This window comes from Marinomonas sp. FW-1 (assembly GCF_005222245.1).
In the GTDB taxonomy this organism is placed as follows: domain Bacteria; phylum Pseudomonadota; class Gammaproteobacteria; order Pseudomonadales; family Marinomonadaceae; genus Marinomonas; species Marinomonas alcarazii.
The window spans coordinates 639414-663781 of sequence record NZ_CP025987.1 but is presented as its reverse complement, the minus strand read 5'-3'; the positions used below and the strand labels follow the sequence as shown (position 1 = coordinate 663781).

General features: G+C 43.6%; 21 protein-coding genes. 9 read left to right on the top strand and 12 right to left on the bottom strand.

All coding sequences use genetic code 11. From position 1 onward, the window contains the following. Nucleotides 1-15: 15 nt before the first annotated feature. A complete protein-coding gene (locus tag C1X04_RS03045; protein ID WP_137169137.1) occupies nucleotides 16-432 on the bottom strand; it encodes a helix-turn-helix domain-containing protein in 417 nt (138 codons plus the stop codon). 80 nt (nucleotides 433-512) lie between these two features. Here C1X04_RS03045 and C1X04_RS03040 point away from each other — a divergent pair, with 80 nt between their 5' ends. Then, on the top strand, nucleotides 513-1004 hold the full coding sequence (locus tag C1X04_RS03040) for a DUF2938 domain-containing protein (RefSeq protein WP_137169136.1): 492 nt from the start codon (nucleotides 513-515) through the stop codon (nucleotides 1002-1004). A gap of 83 nt (nucleotides 1005-1087) precedes the next feature. On the opposite strand, the gene C1X04_RS03035 is transcribed toward C1X04_RS03040, so the two are convergent. The 6 genes from C1X04_RS03035 to C1X04_RS03010 form a co-directional block, all read right to left on the bottom strand. Further along, nucleotides 1088-2782, bottom strand: a complete 1695-nt coding sequence (locus C1X04_RS03035) for an L-rhamnose mutarotase (RefSeq protein ID WP_137169135.1) — start codon at nucleotides 2780-2782, stop codon at nucleotides 1088-1090. Next, nucleotides 2779-3786 carry an ABC transporter permease gene (locus C1X04_RS03030; RefSeq protein ID WP_137169134.1) on the bottom strand — a complete coding sequence of 336 codons (1008 nt, stop codon included), beginning with the start codon at nucleotides 3784-3786 and terminating at the stop codon, nucleotides 2779-2781. Before C1X04_RS03030 ends, C1X04_RS03035 begins: the two co-directional genes overlap by 4 nt. A gap of 8 nt (nucleotides 3787-3794) precedes the next feature. Then, nucleotides 3795-4793: an ABC transporter permease gene (locus tag C1X04_RS03025; protein ID WP_110575875.1), complete on the bottom strand. Its 999-nt coding sequence runs from the start codon at nucleotides 4791-4793 to the stop codon at nucleotides 3795-3797. After that, nucleotides 4787-6286, bottom strand: coding sequence for a sugar ABC transporter ATP-binding protein (locus C1X04_RS03020; protein ID WP_137169133.1), 1500 nt, complete (start codon nucleotides 6284-6286; stop codon nucleotides 4787-4789). The genes C1X04_RS03025 and C1X04_RS03020 overlap by 7 nt, the downstream gene beginning before the upstream one ends. Nucleotides 6287-6524: 238 nt before the next feature. Next, nucleotides 6525-7520 (bottom strand): rhamnose ABC transporter substrate-binding protein, encoded by a 996-nt coding sequence (gene rhaS, locus C1X04_RS03015; protein ID WP_110575879.1) that lies wholly within the window; start codon nucleotides 7518-7520, stop codon nucleotides 6525-6527. A gap of 62 nt (nucleotides 7521-7582) precedes the next feature. Beyond that, nucleotides 7583-8365, bottom strand: coding sequence for a DeoR/GlpR family DNA-binding transcription regulator (locus C1X04_RS03010; RefSeq protein WP_110575882.1), 783 nt, complete (start codon nucleotides 8363-8365; stop codon nucleotides 7583-7585). Nucleotides 8366-8604: 239 nt separating this feature from the next. Here C1X04_RS03010 and C1X04_RS03005 point away from each other — a divergent pair, with 239 nt between their 5' ends. The 6 genes from C1X04_RS03005 (at nucleotide 8605) to C1X04_RS02980 (ending at nucleotide 16276) form a co-directional block, all read left to right on the top strand. After that, nucleotides 8605-10695 (top strand): bifunctional rhamnulose-1-phosphate aldolase/short-chain dehydrogenase, encoded by a 2091-nt coding sequence (locus C1X04_RS03005; protein WP_137169132.1) that lies wholly within the window; start codon nucleotides 8605-8607, stop codon nucleotides 10693-10695. A 96-nt stretch (nucleotides 10696-10791) separates the two neighbouring features. Beyond that, nucleotides 10792-12084, top strand: a complete 1293-nt coding sequence (gene rhaI / locus C1X04_RS03000) for an L-rhamnose catabolism isomerase (RefSeq protein WP_137169131.1) — start codon at nucleotides 10792-10794, stop codon at nucleotides 12082-12084. A gap of 200 nt (nucleotides 12085-12284) precedes the next feature. Next, nucleotides 12285-13403 (top strand): glycoside hydrolase family 105 protein, encoded by a 1119-nt coding sequence (locus C1X04_RS02995; protein WP_110575888.1) that lies wholly within the window; start codon nucleotides 12285-12287, stop codon nucleotides 13401-13403. Nucleotides 13404-13470: 67 nt separating this feature from the next. Then, complete coding sequence (locus C1X04_RS02990) at nucleotides 13471-14457, top strand: TRAP transporter substrate-binding protein (RefSeq protein WP_110575890.1); 987 nt, start codon at nucleotides 13471-13473, stop codon at nucleotides 14455-14457. Further along, complete coding sequence (locus C1X04_RS02985; RefSeq protein WP_110575892.1) at nucleotides 14457-14975, top strand: TRAP transporter small permease; 519 nt, start codon at nucleotides 14457-14459, stop codon at nucleotides 14973-14975. Before C1X04_RS02990 ends, C1X04_RS02985 begins: the two co-directional genes overlap by 1 nt. A 2-nt stretch (nucleotides 14976-14977) precedes the next feature. Next, entirely contained in the window at nucleotides 14978-16276 is a 1299-nt protein-coding gene (locus tag C1X04_RS02980; RefSeq protein WP_110575894.1) for a TRAP transporter large permease, read from the top strand. 110 nt (nucleotides 16277-16386) lie between these two features. On the opposite strand, the gene C1X04_RS02975 is transcribed toward C1X04_RS02980, so the two are convergent. After that, the gene (locus C1X04_RS02975; RefSeq protein ID WP_110575896.1) at nucleotides 16387-17022 is read right to left on the bottom strand and encodes an RpiB/LacA/LacB family sugar-phosphate isomerase; all 636 of its coding nucleotides are present in this window, start codon (nucleotides 17020-17022) and stop codon (nucleotides 16387-16389) included. 350 nt (nucleotides 17023-17372) lie between these two features. On the opposite strand from C1X04_RS02975, the gene kduD reads away from it, so the two are divergent. Together kduD and kdgR are read left to right on the top strand one after the other, a co-directional pair. Continuing rightward, nucleotides 17373-18122: a 2-dehydro-3-deoxy-D-gluconate 5-dehydrogenase KduD gene (gene kduD / locus C1X04_RS02970; RefSeq protein ID WP_137169130.1), complete on the top strand. Its 750-nt coding sequence runs from the start codon at nucleotides 17373-17375 to the stop codon at nucleotides 18120-18122. Nucleotides 18123-18210: 88 nt separating this feature from the next. Further along, on the top strand, nucleotides 18211-18993 hold the full coding sequence (gene kdgR / locus C1X04_RS02965) for a DNA-binding transcriptional regulator KdgR (RefSeq protein ID WP_110575900.1): 783 nt from the start codon (nucleotides 18211-18213) through the stop codon (nucleotides 18991-18993). Between the two features lie 244 nt (nucleotides 18994-19237). On the opposite strand, the gene C1X04_RS02960 is transcribed toward kdgR, so the two are convergent. From C1X04_RS02960 to C1X04_RS02945, 4 genes are all read right to left on the bottom strand, one after another. After that, complete coding sequence (locus C1X04_RS02960) at nucleotides 19238-20638, bottom strand: bifunctional diguanylate cyclase/phosphodiesterase (protein ID WP_110575902.1); 1401 nt, start codon at nucleotides 20636-20638, stop codon at nucleotides 19238-19240. 61 nt (nucleotides 20639-20699) lie between these two features. After that, nucleotides 20700-21020, bottom strand: a complete 321-nt coding sequence (locus tag C1X04_RS02955) for an antibiotic biosynthesis monooxygenase (RefSeq protein WP_110575904.1) — start codon at nucleotides 21018-21020, stop codon at nucleotides 20700-20702. Nucleotides 21021-21429: 409 nt separating this feature from the next. After that, complete coding sequence (locus C1X04_RS02950) at nucleotides 21430-22578, bottom strand: N(5)-(carboxyethyl)ornithine synthase (protein ID WP_137169129.1); 1149 nt, start codon at nucleotides 22576-22578, stop codon at nucleotides 21430-21432. Nucleotides 22579-23003: 425 nt separating this feature from the next. Next, nucleotides 23004-24362, bottom strand: coding sequence for a GGDEF domain-containing protein (locus C1X04_RS02945; RefSeq protein ID WP_137169128.1), 1359 nt, complete (start codon nucleotides 24360-24362; stop codon nucleotides 23004-23006). Nucleotides 24363-24368: the final 6 nt, after the last annotated feature.

Sequence of the window (24368 nt, the reverse complement as noted above, 5' to 3'; positions counted from 1 at the left end):
AACCTGCCGCCTACTTCATCCAACGCCTTTTGTTTTCACTCCTTTAATAACACCCGATGCAGCCAGTCCCATTAGACGGCGAAATTTAGGACACTCTAAATGACTCAGTGCAGAGCATTCTGCCGTGTGCCGAAGTCCGTTTCGAATAGAAGTCAATGTCCGAATTGTTTTATCTAGCTCTTCTGCCTTATCCAATAATAGCTGTCGGTTAATGTCAGGGCAGTCATTGTCACCAAACATTCTGGCTATTTCGTCTAGTGAAAAACCTGCAACACGTCCTAACGAGATCAATTCCAACCGCTCTAAAACATTGGCATTAAAAATTCGACGTAATCCTCTCCGACCAACAGAAGTGATTAAACCTTTCTCATCGTAAAAACGCAGTGTCGATGCTGGCACACCTGATCGTTTTGCGACTTCCGAAATATCCATTCTTTGCCTCTTGACCTCAAGTTGACTTTAACTTGTAAGCTAGCATCACACTTACTAAAGAACAATCACCGGAGAGCAATATGAAAACATTACTATTTGTTTTGGTTATAGGGATAGGTGCCACTGTCATAATGGATATATGGGCAGTAGTGCGTAAGTATTTACTCGGCATCCCTTCCCTTAATTATGGAATGGTAGGACGTTGGATAGGCCATACAACAAAAGGACACTTCTATCACGAATCTATCTCGGCATCAGAAGCAATACCCAATGAAAACCTCATAGGTTGGATAAGTCATTACATAATAGGCATCTTATTCGCTGCTTTGCTCATAAGCCTATATGGAGTTGAGTGGATGAATTATCCAACTATTATTCCAGCACTCACCATTGGCATTGTCACTGTTGTAGCGCCCTTTTTTATATTACAACCCGGAATGGGAGCAGGTATTGCTGCCGCCCACACCCCAAACCCAACTTCAGCTCGTATTCATAGCTTAATAAACCATGCTATTTTTGGTTTTGGGCTTTATCTATCAGGCTGGACACTAAATCTTTTTACCGCGCTATAAATAACCACTAACAGCGCCTCACGAAGTATTCGCGCCAGTGTCGGAATGAGGCGTTGTTCGTGGTTTTTATCATACAGCCAAAGCTACAACTCCCCCACTAAATCCCGCCATTGCTGACGATAAAGATTAAGCAGCGGTTTTATCTGTGGGTCGCACAGAGCGAGGCTGAGCCGGCCTTTTAGTTTTAGGCTCTTGTTAGACAGCAAGGCTGCACCGCCGGAGGTGCCGGTAACATCCCGAGAGGCGTAGATTTCATTTTGGCTACGCATGCAAGCCAATAAGGTAAGAAAGTTGAGGTTATTGCTGAACGCGCCTTCGACAATCACAGTATTGCTGGTGTCCATTAGATCCAAGCAATAATCCGTCATCAAGGCCACATACACATCGGCTAAAGCAGACTGCTGAGCAGGCGTTAATGCAATACCACGATCAACAATACGCCCTTCACAATGGGCAAAGGGCCCGCCGCCTTTGGCAAAGGCAGGAATCGCCAGAATGCCGTGTTCGAGGATAAAACTTATGTCACTCAAGCTAGCTTTGCTATCACTGCGCAGCTGCTCCCACTCACGTCCGCCCATGAAGCGAATCGTCGGTGTAGCACGGCCAAGGGCGTCCACATTGGCGAGCATGTCTTTGTCTTCTTGTAGCGCATCCAGCTTACCGTTAATAGTGGCGATGACCGTCCAAGTACCGCTAGACACGACAGTGAGCTTTTCCATCGGCTGGCCAATATAAGGCACCAACGAAGCGTTAGAGTCATGTATTCCGTTGAAGATAACGCAACTCGCTGGTAAGCCAGTTTCTTTGGCTAAGTCTGGCAAAATAGTGCCAAGCTTCGCGCCAGTTTCGATCACTTCTGGAAAGCGCTCTGCCCACTGTTGTTGTTCGCAAAAAGTAGAAAACTGACAGCTAGTCGGATTCCACAGATCGGTATGACAACCCAACGAGGTGACTTCAGCGGCTTTATTTCCACTGAGTTTATAGCCCCAATATTGCGGATACAAAAGTAATGAATCGACTGTTGCGAACTCATCTGCAAAGCGCTTTTGCTGCCAAAAAAGTTGCGCCCCAAGGTTTAAGCCTTGGGGCAATCTCGGGCTAAAAGACTCACTAAAATCTGGACGTGCTGCATCGTATTCGTCTTTACACTCAGACACGCCATCGTATTCATAATCTAGAATAGGCAAGGCCAGTTGATCACCCTTCATGCAAGCAATGGTCGCGCCATGCGTGGTGATAGCAATGCTGGAAATAAAATAGCGCTGTGCTAAATCCGCCAGCGTGTCTTTAATCCATCGCCAAATAGAATCCACATCCACATGAGGATATGGCGGAGCGTCAACGACGCCATTAACGCGTTTTTCAATATGCAATAACGCGCCTGTTTGCCCATCCATCAGGCAAATTTTAATGTTAGTTTTCCCAATATCTAAAACCGCGACAACACGTGTTTTATCTGGTTGCAACACATTAAAGCGAAATACCTCTTCCAAAGCATCAGCGACTGGCTCAAACGATGGCGTTTTAGTTGCCATAATATCCGCCATGTATTCCCACCAGCGCTGCATAACAGGATGATCAGCTAATGATTGTGCATCCAGATCGTCTGCATCAAAAGTGGCATATAATCGGTTTTCGTTTCGATCAAGATGAATATAATAATTACGAATGCCATGTTGCTTAAGATGCTCAGCAAGCTCTGGCCAGAGTTCATCATGACGTTTTTTGTATTCTTCTTCACAGCCTTTGTGTAAATACATCACTGAGGCGTATCTCATAACGCTTTTGCCTTTTTGTTTTTATATAAAGTAATCAGCACTGGTAAGCTCACGACCGTAATTAACATCACACCAACAATAATCGTCATGACGATGCCAGGAATGTTCAGTAGGCCCATACCAAAGGTAACCAAGCCCATTAAAATAACCGCCAACACCACGCCAGCAATGGTTCCACTGCCACCAAGAATACTCACACCACCGAGCACAACCATGGTGATAATGCTAAGCTCCCAACCCATAGCAATACTCGGGCGCGTGCTACCTAAACGTGAAGTAAGCAAAACAGACGCCACTCCGGACATCACACCGACCAAGGTAAAAAGAATCAAACGGTGTTTATCTACCTTAATACCTGAGTAATAAGACGCTGTCGGGTTATTACCAATCGCATACGTGTAACGACCAAACGTAGTGCGATGCAGCAACCAATAAAAGACCAAAGCGAAGAAGGCAAACAACACCAGTTCAAACGAGAACACCCAATAAACGTAACCTTGTCCAAAAAACTCAAAACCGTCTGGATAATCACGAACTACTTGGTCACCCAACAAGATATAACTAATACCACGAAATAAACTCATGGTACCGATTGTCACTACAATGGAGGGAATCTTGAAACGCGTCACCAATACGCCATTAAACAACCCACAAGCCGCACCCGCCAAAATACCAACAAATGCGACGACATAAACGGGTGCGCCCATTTGTGCGACTAACCCCATCAAGGTACTGGAAAGCGAGATAATAGCCGCCACAGAAATATCAATTTCTTTGGCGATAATCAGCATCGCCATTGGCAAAGCGATTAAGGCTTTTTCGGTAAAGTTAAAGGTCGCATCCGAGAGATTCCAAGGGTCTAAAAAGTAAGGTGATAGATAAGAATTCATCACGCAGACTAAAAAGACGATTAAGACCAAAAAACTTTCCCAGCGTAGCAAGCCCTGTAGTTTGCTAGTAAACATTGAATCCGGCGTTGCTGATTTTTTTATTGTTGTATCCATATGCGCCTCTAATTAGCTCGTATTTCGTCATTTGCATTGGGATTACGTAAGATAATCCGCGCTTTGTCTTTATCAGATGTGGCATTAGCAATGACGGCGATAATAATCACCAAACCTGAAATTGCCATTTGCCAAAAAGGCGATACGCCAATAATCGGCAAAGCGTTGTTCACCACGCCAATAAACAAAGCACCAATCACACAGCCCACCACAGTACCCAAACCTCCGACGATACTGACGCCGCCGATTACGCAGGCTGCAATCACTTGCAGTTCAAAGCCATTGGCTACATCAACATAGGCCACTGCAAAACGCGATACCCACAAATACCCGCACAAACCGGACAAGGTACCGGACACTAAAAAGGCATAAAACTGCACCTTACCCACGTTCACACCGGAATAAAAAGCGGCCATTGGATTGCCACCAGCCGAATAAAAATTACGCCCCCATACGCTGAATTTCATTGCCCAGAAAAATAGAATAATGGCGGCAATGGCCATCCAGCCAAGCACGGGCATGGATAAAATTTCATAGCGGGGCAAGCCTATAAAAGACTCGCTCATTTGATGAGAATTCACCCATGCACCGTCTGATAATAAAAACGTCGCACCGCGATAAATACTCATGGTGCCGAGAGTAATAACAATAGAAGGCACTTTTAATAGCCAAACAAATAAGCCATTAATCGCCCCCAACAAAGCGCCAATAAACAGCGATAAAAATATCAAAAGTGACATATGAAGTTCTGGAAAATATTGATTCACCATAGCGACAAACATGCCAGTAAACGCCACATTAGCGGCCACAGACAAATCAATACAACGCGTTAGGATGACTAACATCTGTCCCAGTGCCAGCATGATCAAAATCGAAGTATCATTGAAAATACTGACACTGTTCGAGAGGCTAATAAAATCAGGACTGATCACGCCAACACCAAAAAACATCGCCAGCACAATGATACTGAGCACGCCTTCACGGGAATAAATTAAACGTTTTAACATGCGACACTTCCTCCCGTGGCAAGAGAAACCACCTTCTCTGGTGTCGCGTCAGCACGTGATAACTCACCGACAATTAGACCTTCGTTCATCACCAATATACGATCTGACATACCAAGAATTTCTGGCAACTCCGACGACACCATAATGACAGACAAGCCTGAATCCACCAGCTCAGACATAAACTCATGCACCGCCGCTTTCGAGCCTATATCAATGCCTTTTGTCGGCTCATCCAAGATAATGACTTTAGGATTAGTGGCGAGCCACTTAGCGATAACCACTTTTTGCTGGTTGCCTCCAGATAAATTCATCACCTTCTCATCCCAACAAGAGGCTTTGACTTGCAAGCGCTCACAGTATTGGCGAGCCAGTGCCATTTCCCCTTCTTCATCAATTTGTCCATGCTTCGCCAAACGCTCCATTTGCGGCAAACTAACGTTCTGGTAAATGGGTAATTCAAGCACTATGCCTTGTTTCTGACGCTCTTCTGGCACATACACAATGCCGTTATCGATAGCTTCTTTTGGTGAGTGAATAATCACTTCTTTACCATTCATTTTGACTGTTCCAGTCACATGATCCGTGGTGCCGAACAAAGCTTGCATCACTTCCGTTCGGCCCGAACCTACCAGACCATAAACACCAAGGATCTCGCCTTTTTTCAAACTAAAACTAATATCGGCAAATTCCGTTGTGTGACATAAGTTACTCACTTCTAAAAGTGTTTCGCCAATTTCTACGTCTTTTTTCGGATAAGTGGCTTCGATACTGCGCGCCACCATCATTTCCACCAGCTGCGCTTCGTTAGTATCTTTGATGAAGCCTTCTCCCACATAACAACCATCGCGGAACACGGTATAGCGATCTGCCAAGGTAAAAATTTCATCAAACTTATGGGTAATAAAAAGAATCGCCTTGCCCTGATCTCTTAACGTATTTACCAGCTCATAAAGCTCATGAATTTCATGATGAGATAACGCCGCTGTTGGCTCATCTAAAATCACCACTTTGGCATCGACAGATAAAGCACGAGCAATACCAACCATGTGTTTTTGGCCAATACTGAGTTCGCGTAAAATTTGATTGGGGTCCATTTGAGCATTAATAGAGGATAAAATTTCTTGCGAACGTGTCACCATAGTCGACCAGTCAATAGAAAAATGCTTGGTCATTGGGTAGTTACCCAAAAAGATGTTTTCCGCCACCGTTAGATCATCAAACAACACGGTTTCTTGATGGATCGCTGTGATGCCTAAAGCATGGGAATCATGAGGGGAGTGAAACTGCACAGGTTTGCCATTAAAAATAATCTCCCCACCATCCGGCTGATAAATGCCAGTCATGGTTTTTACTAGAGTCGATTTACCTGCGCCGTTTTCACCGATCAAAGCGGTCACTTGGCCAGGATAAAGGTGAAGATCGACACCATCCAGCGCTTTCACACCGGGGAAAACCTTACTCACCTTTTTTAGACTAAAAATTGCATTGTTCATAACGGCTGCTCTTATTGTTATTCATTATGAAATTATTGAACAAGTAAAACCCCACCCTAGCCCTCCCCTTCATAAGAGGAGGGAACAAAAGCTCTTAGCTCCTCCCCCTGCGAAGGGGGAGGCTGGGAAGGCTCTGTTCTAAAACTCCCAACCTAGCACTCCCTTCATAAGGGGAGGAAACAAAAGCTCTTAGCTCCTCCTCCTGCGAAGGGGGAGGCTGGGAGGGGGTCAATAGCCACTAGAAAATTGAAGAGAATTCATCAACATTTGAAGCATCGTAGATAAAAGGCTTCGCCATTGCGCCGTCACCATTTTTGTCTACTTCAAGCGTGCCCATACGACCCATTGGAATCTCAGTTTTCGTACCTTTACCTTTCACAAGGTTGTACGCCAGCATGGTTGCTGAATAACCAAGATCGATTGGGTTCCAGATAGCAAAGCTATGAATGGCACCACTGTGCACATGACCTGCTAATTCAGAAGGAAGACCCAAACCTGTCACATACACTTTGCCTGTTAAGCCTAAGTCGCTAACGGCTTGCGCTGCGGCCAAAATACCGACAGTAGTCGGTGCCACGATAACATCTAGGTCTGGGTGATTTTTGATCAAGGCAGTGGCTTCACGGAAACTCTTATCCGCTAAGTCATCACCGTAAACCGTATCGACAAGTTTAAGATTAGGGAATTTACTAAGGGATTTCTTCATTTCACCAATCCAAATATTTTGGTTGGTGGAGGTTGGCGTTGCACTCAAGATGGCAAAAGTACCAGACTCCTTGCCTTTAGCTTTAATGGCGTCAGCCGCAAGCTGCACATTCATTTCGCCAATTAAGCTATTACTGGAAGGGTTTAAGTGAATTTGGCGTCCCTCTTTGCCTACGCCAGAATCCCAAGAAATGACTTTAATGCCACGCTGTTGGGCTTTTTTCAAGGAAGGAACCAAGGCATCCGCATCGTTTGCTGATACGGCAATGGCATCAACACGTTGCGCGATAAGCGAGTTAATTATTTCAATCTGACCTTCTGCTGTCGTTGAAGTTGGCCCGGTGTAGATAACTTCTACATCTCCCAACTCTTTCTTAGCTTCTTCTGCACCGCGGTACGCCGCTTCAAAAAAGCCAATACCTAACGCTTTTACTAACAACGCCACCCGAACCTGATCCGCCGCATACGTAGCAGAAGCAAATAAAGTTGCAGAAGCCAACACACATGCCGTGATGAGTTTGTTTTTCATAATTATCTCCAAGAGCGCGCTCATCATCACACAACAGGAAATTGTCGGATCAGAGACGCGGTTTATTGTTTTTGTTGTTCTACTATGATCAATCGACACCCTGCCGCTTTGATCACTTCTTTACTCTTGTTATCTATCCCATCGTCCGTGATGACGATATCTATCTGTGAAAGAGGACAAATGATCATACTTGATCGGTTTTGAAACTTTGTACTATCAACCAAAAGCACCCGCTGATCTGCTCGATTTATCAATTTCATTACCGCTTGTACGATTTGTGGATCTGTCTCCATCACACCGTGAGAATTAATGCCGTATGCACCAATAAAAAGAACATCAGCGTACGTGTGGTTAGAAATATCATCTGGGAACGGACTCAAAATAATGTTCTGTTCCCGATGGATCTTTCCGCTCGGCACGGTCACGCTGCATTTACTCTTTTTAATCAATTGATCAGCAATCGAAAACGAATTGGTCAGCACTTGCAGCTTTAAGCCACGCATAAACTCAGACATAGCCGCTGTCGTTGTGCCGCCGCTGATCATTATCGACATATTATCCGATAATAAATCTACCGCCGCTTTTGCAATACAACGTTTTATGTCCATGTTAATCGTTTGACTAACTGAGTAAGGCCTTCCCAACAAACTCACATCAGAAGGAGGATTAATAGCTTCCGCCCCACCTCGCACCCGACGCAGTTTCTTTTGCTTGTCTAAAAAGCTGATATCTCTTCGAACCGTTGCTTCTGAAGCACCTAACACATCGGCTAAATGCGCTACCGTCACAATCGGTCGAGCTTCAACTTCAGACAAGATCACTCTATGCCTTTCAATTTCGTGCATCGATTCAATCCTCGATAATCAATATAATTAATTTTCAATCATTATCAAGCACTATCAATCACAAAAACACATAAAAAGATAAATAATGCTTGAAAATGATTATTTTTGTTTTAACATGAAATCTATCAATCATTCTAACCCGCTGATTGTTCATAACAAAAATAAAATTTAAGTCTTTGATAAATGGCCATAAAACAGAGCTATAGGCCGTTAAATAAGACAAAACTTGAGGTTAAACGATGTCTACTAATCTACTCCCCAATCTTTGGAACGATGCTGAAGCAGCTCTTCTAAGCGAACCTGAACTATTGCAATATCGATCAAACTTGCTTGGTTCTGACATGCGCGTGACCAACTACGGTGGCGGCAACACCTCAGCAAAAATCGAAATGAACGACACACTTACTGGAGAAAAGACCACCGTATTATGGGTAAAAGGCTCTGGCGGTGACATTGGCTCTATGGGGTTAGACGGCTTTTCAACACTTTATATGGATAAGCTAAACCAACTTTTACCACTTTATCGTGGCGTAGAATTTGAAGATGAGATGGTAGCCTACCTGCCTCACTGTACTTATAACCTAAACTCCCGCGCAGCCAGTATCGATACACCTCTTCACGCCTATTTGCCTTACCTACATGTGGATCACCTTCATCCAGATGCTGTCATTGCTATTGCGGCAAGCAAAAATAGCAAGCAGCTAACAGAAGAGATTTTTAATGGCGAAATTGGCTGGCTTCCTTGGCGTCGTCCGGGTTTTCAGTTAGGCATGGACTTACATAAAATCGCCACCGAAAACCCACACTTGAAAGGCGTCGTACTAGAAAGTCACGGCCTATTCACTTGGTCCAATGGCAACAAAGATTGTTACCTGAACTCACTAAACATAATCAACAAAGCGCAAACTTGGCTAGAACAAAAAAGCGCTGGCAAAGCCGCATTTGGGGGCGAGCGATTTAAAACACTGCCTGAAGACAAACGCCAACAAGTGGTTTCAAGCCTGATGCCATTGATTCGTGGAAAGACCAGTGAAAAACAACGTCAAATTGGTCACTTCAATGCGTCCGAAGAAGTATTGCAGTTTGTCAATTCCAAAGACTTAGACCGTCTTGCCAAGCTTGGTACGTCTTGCCCAGACCATTTTTTACGCACGAAAATTCGTCCATTTGTGGTGGCTTATGATCCCCAGAAAGACAACCTGGATGAAGTGATTGAATCGCTAGACAAAAGCCTTGCTGACTACCGTGAAGATTACGCGGGTTACTACAACCGTTGTAAACGCGACAACAGCCCAGCCATGCGCGATCCAAACCCAGTGATTTACTTGATACCTGGTGTCGGCATGCTGTCTTTTGCCAAAGACAAAGCCACTGCTCGTATCGCAGGGGAATTCTACGTTAACGCCATTAATGTCATGCGTGGCGCAGACAGCGTGAGCGAATACGTTGGTTTGCCAGAACAAGAAGCCTTCGACATCGAATATTGGCTACTGGAAGAAGCCAAGCTGCAACGTATGCCAAAACCAAAATCCTTAGCAGGCCACATCGCCTTGGTAACAGGTGCCGCTGGCGGCATTGGTCTGGCGACGGCAAAACGTCTAGCCAAAGAAGGTGCCAACATAGTATTGATGGACATAGACGAAGACGCTCTGACAACGGCACAAGCAGATATCATCGGCGAGTTTGGTAAAGATTCCGCGTCTAGCATCAAGATGGATGTGACTAACGAAGACGATGTTATCCGTGCAGTGAAACATTGCGCTGTCGCCTTTGGTGGTTTGGATATTGTTGTCTCCAACGCAGGCATCGCGTCTTCTGCACCATTAGAAGAAACCACTCTTGCTCTCTGGAATAAAAACCAAAGCATCTTATCAACTGGTTACTTCTTAGTTGCTCGTGAAGCCTTTAGTCTGCTAAAACAACAGAACATGGGCGGCAATATGGTGTTTATCGCCAGTAAAAATGGCTTGGTGGCCAGTGCAAACGCCAGCGCATATTGCGTAGCAAAAGCCGCTGAGATTCAGCTTGCTCGCTGTGTTGCTTTGGAAGGTGCGCCGCTTGGCATCCGCTCAAACGTGGTAAACCCAGATGCGGTTTTACGTGGTTCAAAAATTTGGACCGGCAAATGGAAAGAAGAAAGAGCCAGTGCATACAAACTGTCTACAGATGATTTAGAAGAACATTATCGCCAACGCAGTATGCTGAAGCTGAATGTTTTCCCTGAAGACATTGCCGAGGCCATTTACTTCTTTGCGTCTGACGCGTCGTCTAAATCGACAGGGAATATTCTGAATGTTGATGCGGGGCATGCGCCATCTTTTACTCGCTAGTTCAGTGAAAAGAACCTTGTCTCAAAAGAGCAACGAGGACTTTGCGCATATTAGAGACTTCGCGCAAAGTCCCTAAAAAATAAAAAAGGATTCACCATGAAACAGCTCATTGATCAAAACTTGCTGCAAGAACACAACGCCAAGCAGGAAGCCGCCGTCACAAGTGATTACAACGCGCTGGCGGAAAAACTGGATCGCTCCGGTGTGAAAATCGACACTATTTTGGAGCAAGCTAAGCAGTTTACCGTTGCTGTTCCATCTTGGGGTGTTGGCACAGGTGGCACCCGTTTCGCTCGCTTCCCAGGCTTAGGCGAACCACGCAATATTTTTGAAAAGCTGGATGACTGTTCAGTTATTCAATTGTTATCACAAGCGACACCAGCTGTGTCTCTACATATCCCTTGGGATCGTCCAAACGATCCAAACGAACTTCGCCAGTATGCCGAACAATACGGCCTGCATTTTGACGCGATGAACTCCAACACTTTCCAAGACCAAATTGGCCAAGAAGAATCCTATAAATTCGGCAGTTTGACGCACACCAACAAAGCTGTGCGAGAGCAAGCCATTGCTCATAATATCGACGTGGTGGAATTAGGCCAAAAGCTCGGTTCTAAAGCATTAACAGTTTGGGTAGGTGATGGCTCAAATTTTCCCGGCCAACAACACTTTAAAAACAGCTTCACGCATTATTTAGAAAGCATCAAAGAGGTCTACAACAACCTGCCAGACGATTGGAACATGCTGTTGGAACATAAAATCTTTGAACCTGCATTCTACTCGACCGTGATTCAGGACTGGGGCAGCAGCTATCTTGCCGCCAAAGAAACGGGTGAACGTTGTTTGTCTCTAGTCGATTTAGGGCATCATGCACCTAACGTCAATATCGAAATGATCGTTAGCCGTCTTGCGCAATTCGGCAAGCTTGGCGGATTCCACTTTAACGACAGTAAATACGGTGATGACGATTTAGACAGCGGCTCTATCAATCCTTATCAGCTGTTCTTGATATTCAACGAGCTAACAGACATCCGCAGCCAAGACCCTGCGTACAGCCCATTCTATATGCTGGATCAATCCCACAACGTGACTGATCCTGTCGAAAGTTTGATGTACAGTGCGGCCGAAGTACAACGCGCCTTCGTGAAAAGTTTACTCGTTGATCGCCAAGCCTTAGCTCAATATCAAGAAGCAAATGATCCAATGATGGCACAGGCCAGCTTAAAGCAGGCCTACAATTTGGATGTTGAGCCTATCTTACAAATGGCCCGTTTACAAACAGGTGGCGCCATTGATCCAGTTGGCTGCTACCGAGCAAGTGGCTATCGTGCTGCCGTTGCTAAATCTCGACCTGCAGACCCGACTAAAACAGGGTCGGGAATTGTGTAACTAGCAAGCGAGAAAGCATAAGAGAAAATATAGTCTTGCATAGAGGCTATATTTTTTTAGTTTTTTTCAATTTAGAAACGATGTTTTATTAAAATATAAATGACAAAAGCATAATTTTAGACGTTCGTTTTAAATAGGTATATTGTCATTTATAGTCAACAAGACATGAAGCCAATCCAAAAATAATAAAGGGATTAAAAATGCATGAACTACTAAGACAAAAGAAGTACGTTATTTCTAAGCCTCAAACCGTAGAAGCAATCGATCTTTTGACTCAAAACCTTATCAATATTGAAGACACTACTGGCGATTTTTTGCTACGCCTTGAGGATGGTCGAGTTATTGACACCAAAGGTTGGGCTGGCTGGGAATGGACCCATGGCATTGGCTTATATGGCTTGTTTAAATATTGGCAAATAACCAATAACCCAGACACGCTAAAAATTATTCACGACTGGTTTGAAGAACGCCTCAGCGAAGGCACGCCAACCAAGAACATCAATACAGTTGCGCCCTTTTTAACGCTGGCCTGTTTGCATGAACGCACACCAAAAGAGTCCTGGATTCCTTATCTGGAAGAATGGGCAGAATGGGTGATGTACGAAATGCCGCGCGTTCAAGAAGGCGGTTTGCAACATATCGTTTACAACAGCGTGAACCACAACCAAATGTGGGACGACACCTTAATGATGAGTGTTTTACCGCTCGCCAAGATAGGTAAATTGCTTAATAAACCCGATTATGTGGAAGAAGCAAAATACCAATTTTTAACTCATATTCAATACTTGATGGATTCAAAAAGTGGCCTGTGGTTTCACGGCTGGACGTTTGAAGGTAACCACAACTTTGCCGATGCTTTATGGGCCCGCGGTAATAGCTGGGTCACCATTGTGATTCCTGAATTCATTGAACTATTGGATTTGGCCGAAAACGATCCGATTCGCCGTTTCTTATTGTCTACTTTAGAACGCCAAGTGAAAGCACTCAGCGCACTACAACACAGTGACGGCCTTTGGCACACATTACTAGACGATAGCAGCACTTATTTAGAAGCCTCTGCCTCCGCAGGATTTGCCTATGGCATTTTAAAAGCCGTACGCAAACGTTATCTCTCCAGTGATTACTTACCTGTTGCAGAAAAAGCCATCAAAGCGGTCTATGGCAACATTGACGCACAAGGCGAACTGCAAAACACCTCTTTCGGGACCGCTATGGGTGACGATTTAGAGTATTACAAAAACATCAAAATCACCTCGATGCCTTATGGACAAGCCATGGCGATTTTATGTCTTAGCGAGTATCTACGTCGCTATATCTAGCTGAGATTAATTGGAAATCTAGCTATCAATTTCTTAGATCAACAATAAACATAAAAAGGATAAGAAAATGAAAACCAAATTATTTACTACCGCACTTACCCTAATAAGCTTAGGGCTAGCCTCCGCATCCGCTTATGCGGAAAACTTACGTTTTGGCTACGCGAGCAACGCGACACCAACCGTAGAAGCGATGAAGAAATTTGCCGAATTGGTTGATCAGAAAACAAAAGGCGATGTGACCGTCACCTTTTTTCCTGATAGCCAACTTGGCGGCGAGCGAGAAATGGTCGAACTACTACAAGCAGGCCTTTTGGATATGACCAAAGTCAGTGGTGGCCTAATGGAAAGCTTCGCCCCTGTGTATGGTGTCTTCTCTATGCCATACTTATTTGATAGCCAAGAGCATTTCTATAATGTGATGGATAACCCGAAAATCACCACACCGATTTATGAGTCATCAAAAGACGAAGGCATTTTGGGACTAACCTATTACGACAGTGGTGCTCGTAGCTTCTATACCTCAGAAAAAATCATTCGCAATGTGGATGACCTAAAAGGTCTTAAAATCCGCGTAATGCAAAGCCCGACCTCCATTAAGATGGTCAAAATGCTGGGTGGCTCACCTATCGCTATGGGCCAAGCTGATGTCTATTCGTCGATTCAACAAGGCGTACTAGATGGTGCAGAGAATAACGAGTTTGCCCTAACAATTGCTCGTCATGCCGAAGTGGCTAAGCACTACTCTTACGATGTGCATTCTCGTGTACCTGATATCGTTTTGATATCTAAAGCCACCATGGATCGCTTGACGCCAGATCAGCGCAAAGCGGTTAAAGAAGCGGCACAAGAGTCTACTGAGTTTCAAAAGCAAGCATGGACAAAAGCCGTAAACGACGCGAAAACCATGAGCGAAGAGCAATTTGGCGTAACCTTTTATTATCCAGATGTCAGCGAGTTCCAGGCAGCCGTTCAGCCGATGTATGACGAGCTAAAATCAGATCCGGAAAAATATAAGGTTTATCAGGCAATCCGCCAGCAAGCGGAGTCAAAATAATGCCCAAAATAAGACGTTTCTTAGACATCTGTCTAGGGACAACGTGTTCCTTCTTACTTCTTAGTATGGTCGTGATACTTAGCTGGCAGGTGATCAGCCGCTATGTATTCAACGACCCTTCGACCTACACAGAAGAGTTACTAAGGTTAGGATTGGTTTGGTTGTCTCTATTAGGAGCTGCTTATTCTGCTGGCCGTGGTTCTCATATGGCCATTGATCTACTGCGCGATCTTTCGCGCGGTAGATTTCAAAAACTCCTTAAGATGTTAGTTCCTATTAGTTTTATTATTTTCAGCATCTATGTACTGATTCTGGGGGGGTTGCACAGCATGCAAATCGCATCTAAACAACTCACCGCTGTACTGCAAATGCCGATGTCGAGTTTTTACGCTGCTTTACCCGTCTGCGGAGTATTGCTGATTTTGTACGCTATTTTGAATTTGATTGATGTATTAAAAGAGCCAATGAACACCAAGACTGACTCTGATATCGATCAACCACTAAGCATGGGAGAATAAACATGGCGGGTGAAGCGAGCCTTGTGCTCATTATTACGTTTTCTATCCTGTCTCTTTTAGGGTTACCACTGGCCATTTCCTTAGTTGCTTCGTCACTAGCCGCTGTCACTATGATGGTGCCTGTGGACATGGCGCTCTTTACTTCCGCCCAAAAAATGGTGGCAAGCTTAGATAGCTTTTCTCTACTAGCCGTACCGTTTTTCATTCTCTCTGGCGTCATCATGAACTCTGGCGGCATTGCTATTCGTTTGGTGAATTTCGCCAAACTGCTCGCTGGACGCATTCCTGGTTCTTTAGCCCAAACCAACATCGCGGGTAATGTATTATTTGGCTGTATTTCAGGTTCTGCCATTGCGGCGTCAACATCTATTGGTAGCGTCATGGTGCCGATTCAAGCCAAAGAAGGCTATGACAGATCATTTGCTGCGGCTGTAAATATTGCCTCGGCCCCAACGGGCATGTTGGTGCCACCAACCACGGCTTTTATCATTTACTCGTTAATTTCCGGTGGGACATCTGTCGCGGCCTTGTTCTTGGGCGGTGCTGTGGCTGGTGTTATTTGGGCTCTAGGATTAGTGTTGGTCACAATTATTATTGCCAAAAAACGCAAATACCCTTTATCGGATCGAGTACCGTTTAAAGAAGCCGTTAAGATCACTCTTGATGCGATTCCTAGCTTATTTCTCATCGTCTTTATTATTGGTGGGATTGTCATGGGCGTAGTGACGCCAGTAGAAGCCTCTGGGATTGCGGTCATTTACACTATGATCTTGGCATTTTTCATTCACAAGACCACACCGCTTCGTGCTTTGCCTAAGTTCCTAATTGAAACATCACACATTACTGGCACCATCATGTTGCTCTTAGCGGCATCAGCCACCTTATCCTTCGCCATGGCATTCACTGGCATTCCTGCAGCGATATCGGCTTTGATTCTAGGAATTTCTAACGATCCGATCATGGTTATGCTGATCATCAATATTTTATTACTGGTTATTGGTTGCTTTATGGACATTGGGCCGGCGATTTTGATCTTCACGCCGATCTTGCTTCCGATAGCCATGAAAGTTGGCTACGACCCTGTGCACTTCGGTGTTGTCATGGTGTTCAACCTCGCCATCGGTACCATCACTCCGCCTGTCGGGACTGGCTTGTTCGTTGGCGCCACTGTTGCCAAGGTGAAAGTCGAAAAAGTCATCGTCGCCCTTGCTCCTTTCTACTTCGTTCTATTTAGCTTGCTCGCGCTGATCTCTTATGTGCCAGTGATCACGCTATTCTTACCGAAATTCTTCGGTCTATGAGGATGTTGGTTTAAAGCTCAATTAGGAATCGCTGGAAAAAAGTCGAAAAAATAAAGGCGCTTCAATGCTGAAGCGCCTTTATTATTTAAGAATGAAGGATACTGCTTAGATTAAATCAATGAACGTACGTAAGCTTCGATCTCTGGGTCTTGGTTATTATCAAAGAAACATTGCTGGAAGCGACTTCCTGCTACGGCTGTACGAACCAATTCTTGGTCCATCGCTTTTAGCCCATCTAAATAGCTGTCTTTCATTGTCGCCGCTTTCACTTGATTAAGAATACCCGCATTTTTCACTTGCGGCTCTCTTCTCTCTACTGGATAGCCCTGACCACGAGGGCCTGAGAAGGCTTTTTCAAAGATATAGCGAGCATTCAGTTCTGCAGCCCAACCAAACCCTTTAGCGAATGCCATAGCAATAGCATTACCGTTGTTGATTTGATTAAACAAAAACGCGTCAGATGGCTCTAAGCAGTAACCACATACTACGCCAGGGTGAGCATTAAGCGACATCATAGCGCCCTGCCCTGTGCCACAGCCAGAAACAACAAAGTCCACCGCTTTTGAGTTCAACAACAGACTTGCCATGATGCCTAAGTGGATATAAGTCAGATGATGATCGTTCTCGCCATCCATTCCGACATTGAATACATCATGATTAAATGGCTCTACCGCTGTATTGAGTTGCTCCAAAATCGTTGCGTTTTTCCCCGCTTGGCTATTCTCCATCATTAGTGCAATTTTCATCATCTTCTCCTAATTTGTCTGAATAATTCTAAGTGATTATTGTTGTAGAAGCTGCGGTATCGCAGTTCTGAATTAATAAGCAAGACACTCGCTTCATGCAAAAACCACTGCATTCCAGCTTTTTGGTTAGGCAACAGCCATGATTTATATGCTCATATCACGCCACCCAACTATACCAATAGAAAAACAATATTCAATATTTTTCATAGGCAAGTAAAATAAAAATGAAATGATGTTTTAATAAAATAAAATCAACATTGTCATTTATGCTCTGTTCTTCTAGTATAGCTCTACAATACGTCATACAGCCGTGATGCATACAGCTGTCACTATAATAAAGAGGAATTACTATGTTCGATCTGACAGGTAAAGTAGCCATTGTCACTGGATGCAATACAGGTCTTGGACAAGGCATGGCGCTCGCACTTGCAAATGCTGGCGCAGACATCGTTGGGGTTAATCGAAGCAACCCTGCAGAAACAATTGATTTGATAAAAAAAACAGGGCGAAAATTTCATAACGTGAATGCAGACATGAGCAAAATGGAAAGCATTGATCATGTTCTAAAAGAAGCTGTTTCCACTTTTGGAAAAGTCGACATTCTTGTGAATAATGCTGGAATCATACGTCGTAACGATGCAATAGATTTTACCGAAAAAGACTGGGATGAGGTCATGGATCTCAATATCAAAACGCTCTTTTTTATGTCTCAAGGCTTTGCCAAACAAATCATTGCTCAAGGTACGCAAGGCAATATCATTAACATCGCCTCTATGCTGTCATACCAAGGCGGTATTCGAGTCCCTTCATACACAGCATCGAAAAGTGCGGTTATGGGCGTTACAAAATCACTCGCTAACGAGTGGGCAAAACATGGCATTAATGTAAACGCCATTGCTCCGGGCTACATGGCGACTAATAATACGGAAGCCCTAAGAGCCAATGAAAGTAGATCTGAAGAAATTTTCGGCCGAATCCCTGCCGCTCGCTGGGGAACACCTGACGACATGGCTGGCCCAATCGTCTTTTTAGCATCAGAAGCTTCTCGTTATGTTCATGGCTATACCATAGCTGTAGATGGCGGTTGGCTTGCACGTTAACGTGCATTTAAATGGAATGGGGTGTTGTTAGATATAAAAATGTCATATAGTTGACAGACAAAATCCCATTTCAAAAAAAATGAAATTTATGAAAAACGAAGAAAACGGCCTGCAAATTGAACCAGTTTCATCTGTGATGAAAATGTTCGCCATTATCACAGCCTTAGCTGAACACAAATCGCTTGGCATCACCGAGTTATCACAAATAGTCATGAGCTCAAAGAGCACAGTCTATCGCTTCTTACAAACCATGAAGATGCTAGGGTTTGTTTCCCAAGAAGGCGACGATGACCGTTACTGGCTCACACTAAAGTTATTTGAAGTCAGTTCAAAGGCTTTGGAGTATGTTGATCTAGTGTCTTTGACCGAGCCTTACATGGCAAGCATTGGCGAGAAGACAAAAGAAGCACTGCATTTAGGTGTTCGGGATGGCGATAGTATTATCTACATCTACAAAGTCGATGCGCAATACAATCTGCGAATGCAATCACGTATCGGTGGGCGCAATCCGTTGTATTCAACGGCGATTGGTAAAGTGCTTTTAGCTGAACGCTCAGAGAGTGACATTAGACAAATTTTTGAAAAAGTAGACTTTATTCCTTCGACCTCAAAGACCCACGTCTCTGTTGATTCACTATTGGAAGAATTAAAAGAGGTGAAAAGCCAGGGCTATGGCGTCGATAATGAAGAACAAGAAGAAGGATTGCGCTGCATCGCGGCTCCTATATATGACAGACTCGGCAATGTTATAGCTGGGCTTAGCGTGTCCTTTCCGACATTGCGCCACTCTAGCGAAAAATTCGATCAGTATGTCAACTTGCTACAAGAAGCAGCGAGCAGTATTTCTGAGAAGCTAGGCTATAAGAAATAGCTAACAAAAATCGATATAAAACAGATTAGGCGGAGTTTATCCGTCTAATCGACCATTCTTTAAAACCTACCAATAGTGACTCTAAGTACTTATTTTCTTATACAAGTATTTTCGACACGTGCTTTCGTCCATTCTTTTAAGGGCAAAGGCCAGCAAACAAGATTCATTTAAAGGAATAAGCAGCACAAATACGTACTGCATAAATTATCCATTTATTTAATGATGGCAGTGACCACTAAATGTGTCAGTACACCAACTCTAAAGAGTTAGGAGTGTGACTCACCGCATGTTCACTCATAATTAAATCGTTTAGTTCTGAGATAGGTAAAGGACGACTAAACAAATACCCTTGATAGGACAAGCAGCCTATTGATTTAAGCGCCGAGAGCTGTTTTTCATCTTCAACCCCTTCGGCAATCACCGTCAAATTCAAAGTTTTGCTTAAATCAACAAGTGTATTAATAATGGCAACACTACGTTCATCAGACAACAAATCGCTGACAAAAGACTTATCAATCTTCAGCTGATCCAAAGGTAAACGCTTAAGTAAACTTAGCGAAGAATAGCCTGTCCCAAAGTCATCTAATGACCAAGTAACTCCTATCTCTTTCAAAGCCTGCATTTTTGTCACAACAGCGTCGATATCATCCGCCAATGCGGTTTCAGTCAGCTCCAACTTCAGCCTTGAAGGCTCAGCACCATTCAATAATAGAATACTCTTCACTTCCTGAACGAAGTCTGGCTGACGAAACTGCGTGGCACTAACATTAACCGCGATAATAAGGTGAGCGGTTTGTGGAGACTTCGCCCATTCTGCCAGCTGTGCACAAGCCGTTCGCAACCCCCATTCACCAATAGGAATAATTAGCCCGGTTTCCTCCGCTAACGGAATAAACTCCATCGGAGAGACACTCCCCCGAGAAGGATGGTACCAGCGCAAAAGCGCCTCTACAGAAAAAACACGGCCCGATTCATCAATCTGTGGTTGATAGTGAAAACGGTATTCACCACGGGCAATCGCTTGGCGCATATCCTTTTCCAAAGCGCTACGTGCATTCATATCCGACTGCATCATAACGATGACAATACTCACACCAACAATTCCGGTGATATGATTTATCCATACACCGACTAAACGCCCCTCAGCAGGAGCCGCCAAATCAGTCGAGGGAATTGGCATCACATTGAGAGCGAGAGCAAGAAAGAAAATCAGACCAATAATCGGTAAAATCAAACGCAGATAAAACCCTTCTCGATGGAAAATAAGAAAGGTAGCGGCAATGACTGGCAGCAGGTTCATATGAACAGAACGAGGCACGCCATTCATTGGGATATCACTCAAAGACGCCATCACCACTGTAAACAGCAGAGCATGACACATAATAATTGCACCACTGCGTAAATGGTTGCCATAGGCCAGCAAAAGTATTGTGATACCGGTAATGATAGAAATCAGATTAATAATGAAATGTGGCCAGTTTTCTCGGCTCAAATAATATAAGCCCCAAATAAGACTGCAAAAAACGGTCGCATAACCACCAAACAAGATGAGATTCTTCACTCGTTTATTATAACGACCAATAGGCGTCCAATTAGAGGTATCATCTTTCACGGGATGAAAGAGTTTATTGTATAGTTGCCCCAACTAAAGATCCTTTTAGATTAAATACAAATGTAAAGCTGACCATTTTATAAAACTTTGGATATCACTCTAATGCAGCAGAAGTTTGCAAATAATCCTCACATACATCCAGCTCGTAAACCGTTTTCGACTTAACTAAACAATTACGCATTTCTTTACGGGCACGTTGGTAACTCTCGTCATCAAGGTCGCTAATTTGTTCCCATTGTTCTCGACTGGGCCATTGCGCATAACCCACCAAAACATTCGATTTATCGGACGTATGCAGCCTTGAGCCAAAGCTACCACAGTTCTTATAAATAGCCTTCGTAACTTCAAGCCATGCAGCACGAAAAGACGTTTCTGTCCCTTCTTTGATTTCAAACTCATAAACAGCGATGAACATCTTTTACCCCTTGGTCACTGACATTTCGTATAGCGTTTATGCATTAAAATAGTATTTCAAATAATAACAAACATTAACACTTTGTTACATTATATGTTCAAGCAACTCAGACATGTGACTACTTTAAATAGAACCCCGTTGGTTTAGCTCAATCACTCCAGGGGCATATATAGATACTTTTCATTTTTGCTCGATGTAGAACGTACCCAGAGAGACTAAGAAGATGGCGCACAAGTTATGCGCTCTTCACAGAAAATTGACCGAAAATCTATCAACACAAGCAAATTAGTAGATCGTTTCCGCATCTAGTACTAGTTAAAAACAGTGTAAACCGTTGATCAAAATATCATGGCATAAACCTAACGTGACTAAGAAAAATAGCCCGCTAGGTTAGCCAATATCGTTTTTATTAAGCCATTAAAGCGGCATAAGGCGGTGTGGTTTCTCGATGCTGGAAAGATAAGATCAACGGATTTTTAATCACGCCTTCATCGATGTTTATCGCGCGGCGAATGGTTTCGTTTTGCTGCCAATGCTCACGGCCTTCTAAGACGTTTTCTAAGTAGACAATCAAAGCGGCAGAAATTGAGCGTGTAGCGCTTTCCCACAAGTAGCTTGGCGTATGATCGACCGCATAATAGTCGATAGTGTTGTACTGAAACATTGGCTCTTGGAAGCTGGTCGGCTTAGCAAAGAAAAAGCCCATGCCTTCATCGCAGCTCACATCTATGATCAAACAATTCGGTTTCAATGAATCCGCTTCGGATTCGATAATAAAATTGGTCGGATGATCCGTTTCTTGGAAAGTACCATTCACGATAATGTCCGTTTCACTGATCAACCCCGTCAAAGGACGAACCATACCATCGTGTTCGACAACAACCATACGGGCTTCCCCCTTTTTACCCTCGCGTATTTTTACGTAATGGCAATCAAGCACCTCTTCTCGCACTTCGTGGTCTGGCCGCTGAATACAGATAGTGATATCACGAAAGCCATGGGCTTTTAGGGCATAAATCGCACCACGACTTACTGCGCCAAAACTAAAAATAATGACCTTACGTTGATTTCCATAATGACCATCAATCCCCTTTAACTGCAAGGCATGAATCACCGCGCAATAGCCAGCCATCTCGTTATTTTTATAAAACGTATGACGACCAACTTGCCCTGATGGTGACCAGACAAACATATCTTCAAAAGCGATCAGAGTGAGTTTGCGATCTAATGCTGCTTGAGTAATTTCACGTTGCTGAACACAATGAACATACCCCCACAAAATACCGCCTTCACGTAATTCTTCTAAATCAGCCAAGACAGGTTTGGCAATAATCACGGCACCAATGTCGGCCAAAATGTCATGCCTTGTGGCAATACCGCCTGTTTGCGCAGCGATTTCATCATCAGAAATATTAAATGCTGCGCCATAGCCTTCTTCGAAGATTAAACGGTGACGAAGGTATTCAGGAATACGCGCTAAGTGTTCTGGATGAATAGGGTAACGTCGCTCATCTGTTTTTCTAGATGTACCAATCACGCCGAAAGTTAATTGACTCATACTGTTTCCTTAAAAAAATAAAACCTGTTTGAGTTCATGAACGCGCGATCAGAACGCTGACAAACTGATGTTTAAAGTAATATTAAAATGCTTACGTCATTTATTGATGGATAAAAGATATGAAGTGGACTGAAAGAAATTCTTAGCGGTAAACGCTAGTCGGTCATGGCAGGCATGGATCATTGCGGTGACAAACCAGTGTAGCATTAATACAGGGAAAAGGGTTTTATTACAAAAACCCAGACCTTTTAGCAGACACTGCTGAACAATTGATGATAGACCAACCCCTTACAAAGCCATCACTCGGGTGTATTACGATAGCTTGCATGAAGTAGACATTCTTGTGAATGGTCTGTCGATTTTTAAAAGTCTCTTCTTTATATCGACCGATATCCCATAAGGCCAAACAAAAAAACAGAGCAACATCAGCCTGAAAAGACGCTATTACGCCCTGCATCTTTGGCTTCGTATAACAGCACATCAGCACGTTTTACGATGCTTTTTTGATTATCAGAATTTTGGTATTCGGTCACACCTAAACTGATGGTAAATTGAGGCACATTGTCTTCGTCAATTGCTTCAACCTTTCTACGCAGTTGTTCAGCCAACCGACTTGCATCTTCAAGATGCGTGTCCCTTAGTAAAATCGCGAACTCTTCCCCACCAACACGAAAAAGAATATCGGTTTCACGAAGCCGTCTTTTTAAAGCCTTAACCAACAGCTTTAACACCGTATCGCCCACATCGTGACCATGAGTGTCGTTAATCTTTTTGAAGTGATCGACGTCGAGCAAGATCAAACTAAAATGATGCCCGCGATTGGCCAACGCCAATTCATCTTTAATGTGTTCATCCCATTTATGGCGATTAAACACACCCGTGAGTTTATCTCGGGTTGCTAATTCAAGCAGTTGAGTTTCGACTTCATCACGGTTTTCTTTTTCAAGGAACAAACGTCCCATTAATAGCTTTAAGTCTCTTTCCAGTTCATCAAGTTCGTCTGAGCCTTGATGACGGGAGATATGGCTATCTTCGTCAGGAGAAATAGTACGATGCAGCGTTTCTATTTGCCCACGCAAAGCCCCTACCTTACGTCGAAAAGACAAAATCGTATAAAGCGTTAAATAGCCCCCGATAACCAAAGCGGAAAGACCCAAAGCCGCATTCATGATCATAAAATCAAGCTCTTGCTGCTCAACCAGCGAGGCGACTTTTACAGTCAATTGATCAATGTTAATCAACAAGTCATTCGCTTCATCATCTAATAAATTATCTTGTTTCTCCAACGCTTCCCAAGACGATTCATACCCTGTATGGTCACTCTTAATAAACTGTGAAAATTCATCCTCAAAAGCGATTCGATGACTGTGTAACTTATTGATTTGTTCAATCAAGGACAAATGCTCATCCACACCAATGCGAACACTGCCAAACTTCATGCCTTGATGAAGAATGTTAACCGCTTTATCAAGTTGTACTGACAACTGATTATTAAACTCATTGAACCTTTTGGCACTCTTGGACTTTAACGCTTCACTTTTAAAGAAAGCATCGCCTTTCAAATGGATAGTTTCCATCTGCAAATGCTGTTTAAGTTGTAAGATCTCGATATCAGCAATCACTTCCAATAAAGGAATATCTATTTTAGAGACTTCTTGAATATCTTTATGAATTTTCTGGGATTTATAAGCCGTGTAGAGAATCACAATAAAAAGAAATGCCAACAGCACAAATGAAAGGCTGCTGATTTTTCTGGTCATAGACGCATTTAACCAAGTAAACATAAGAGC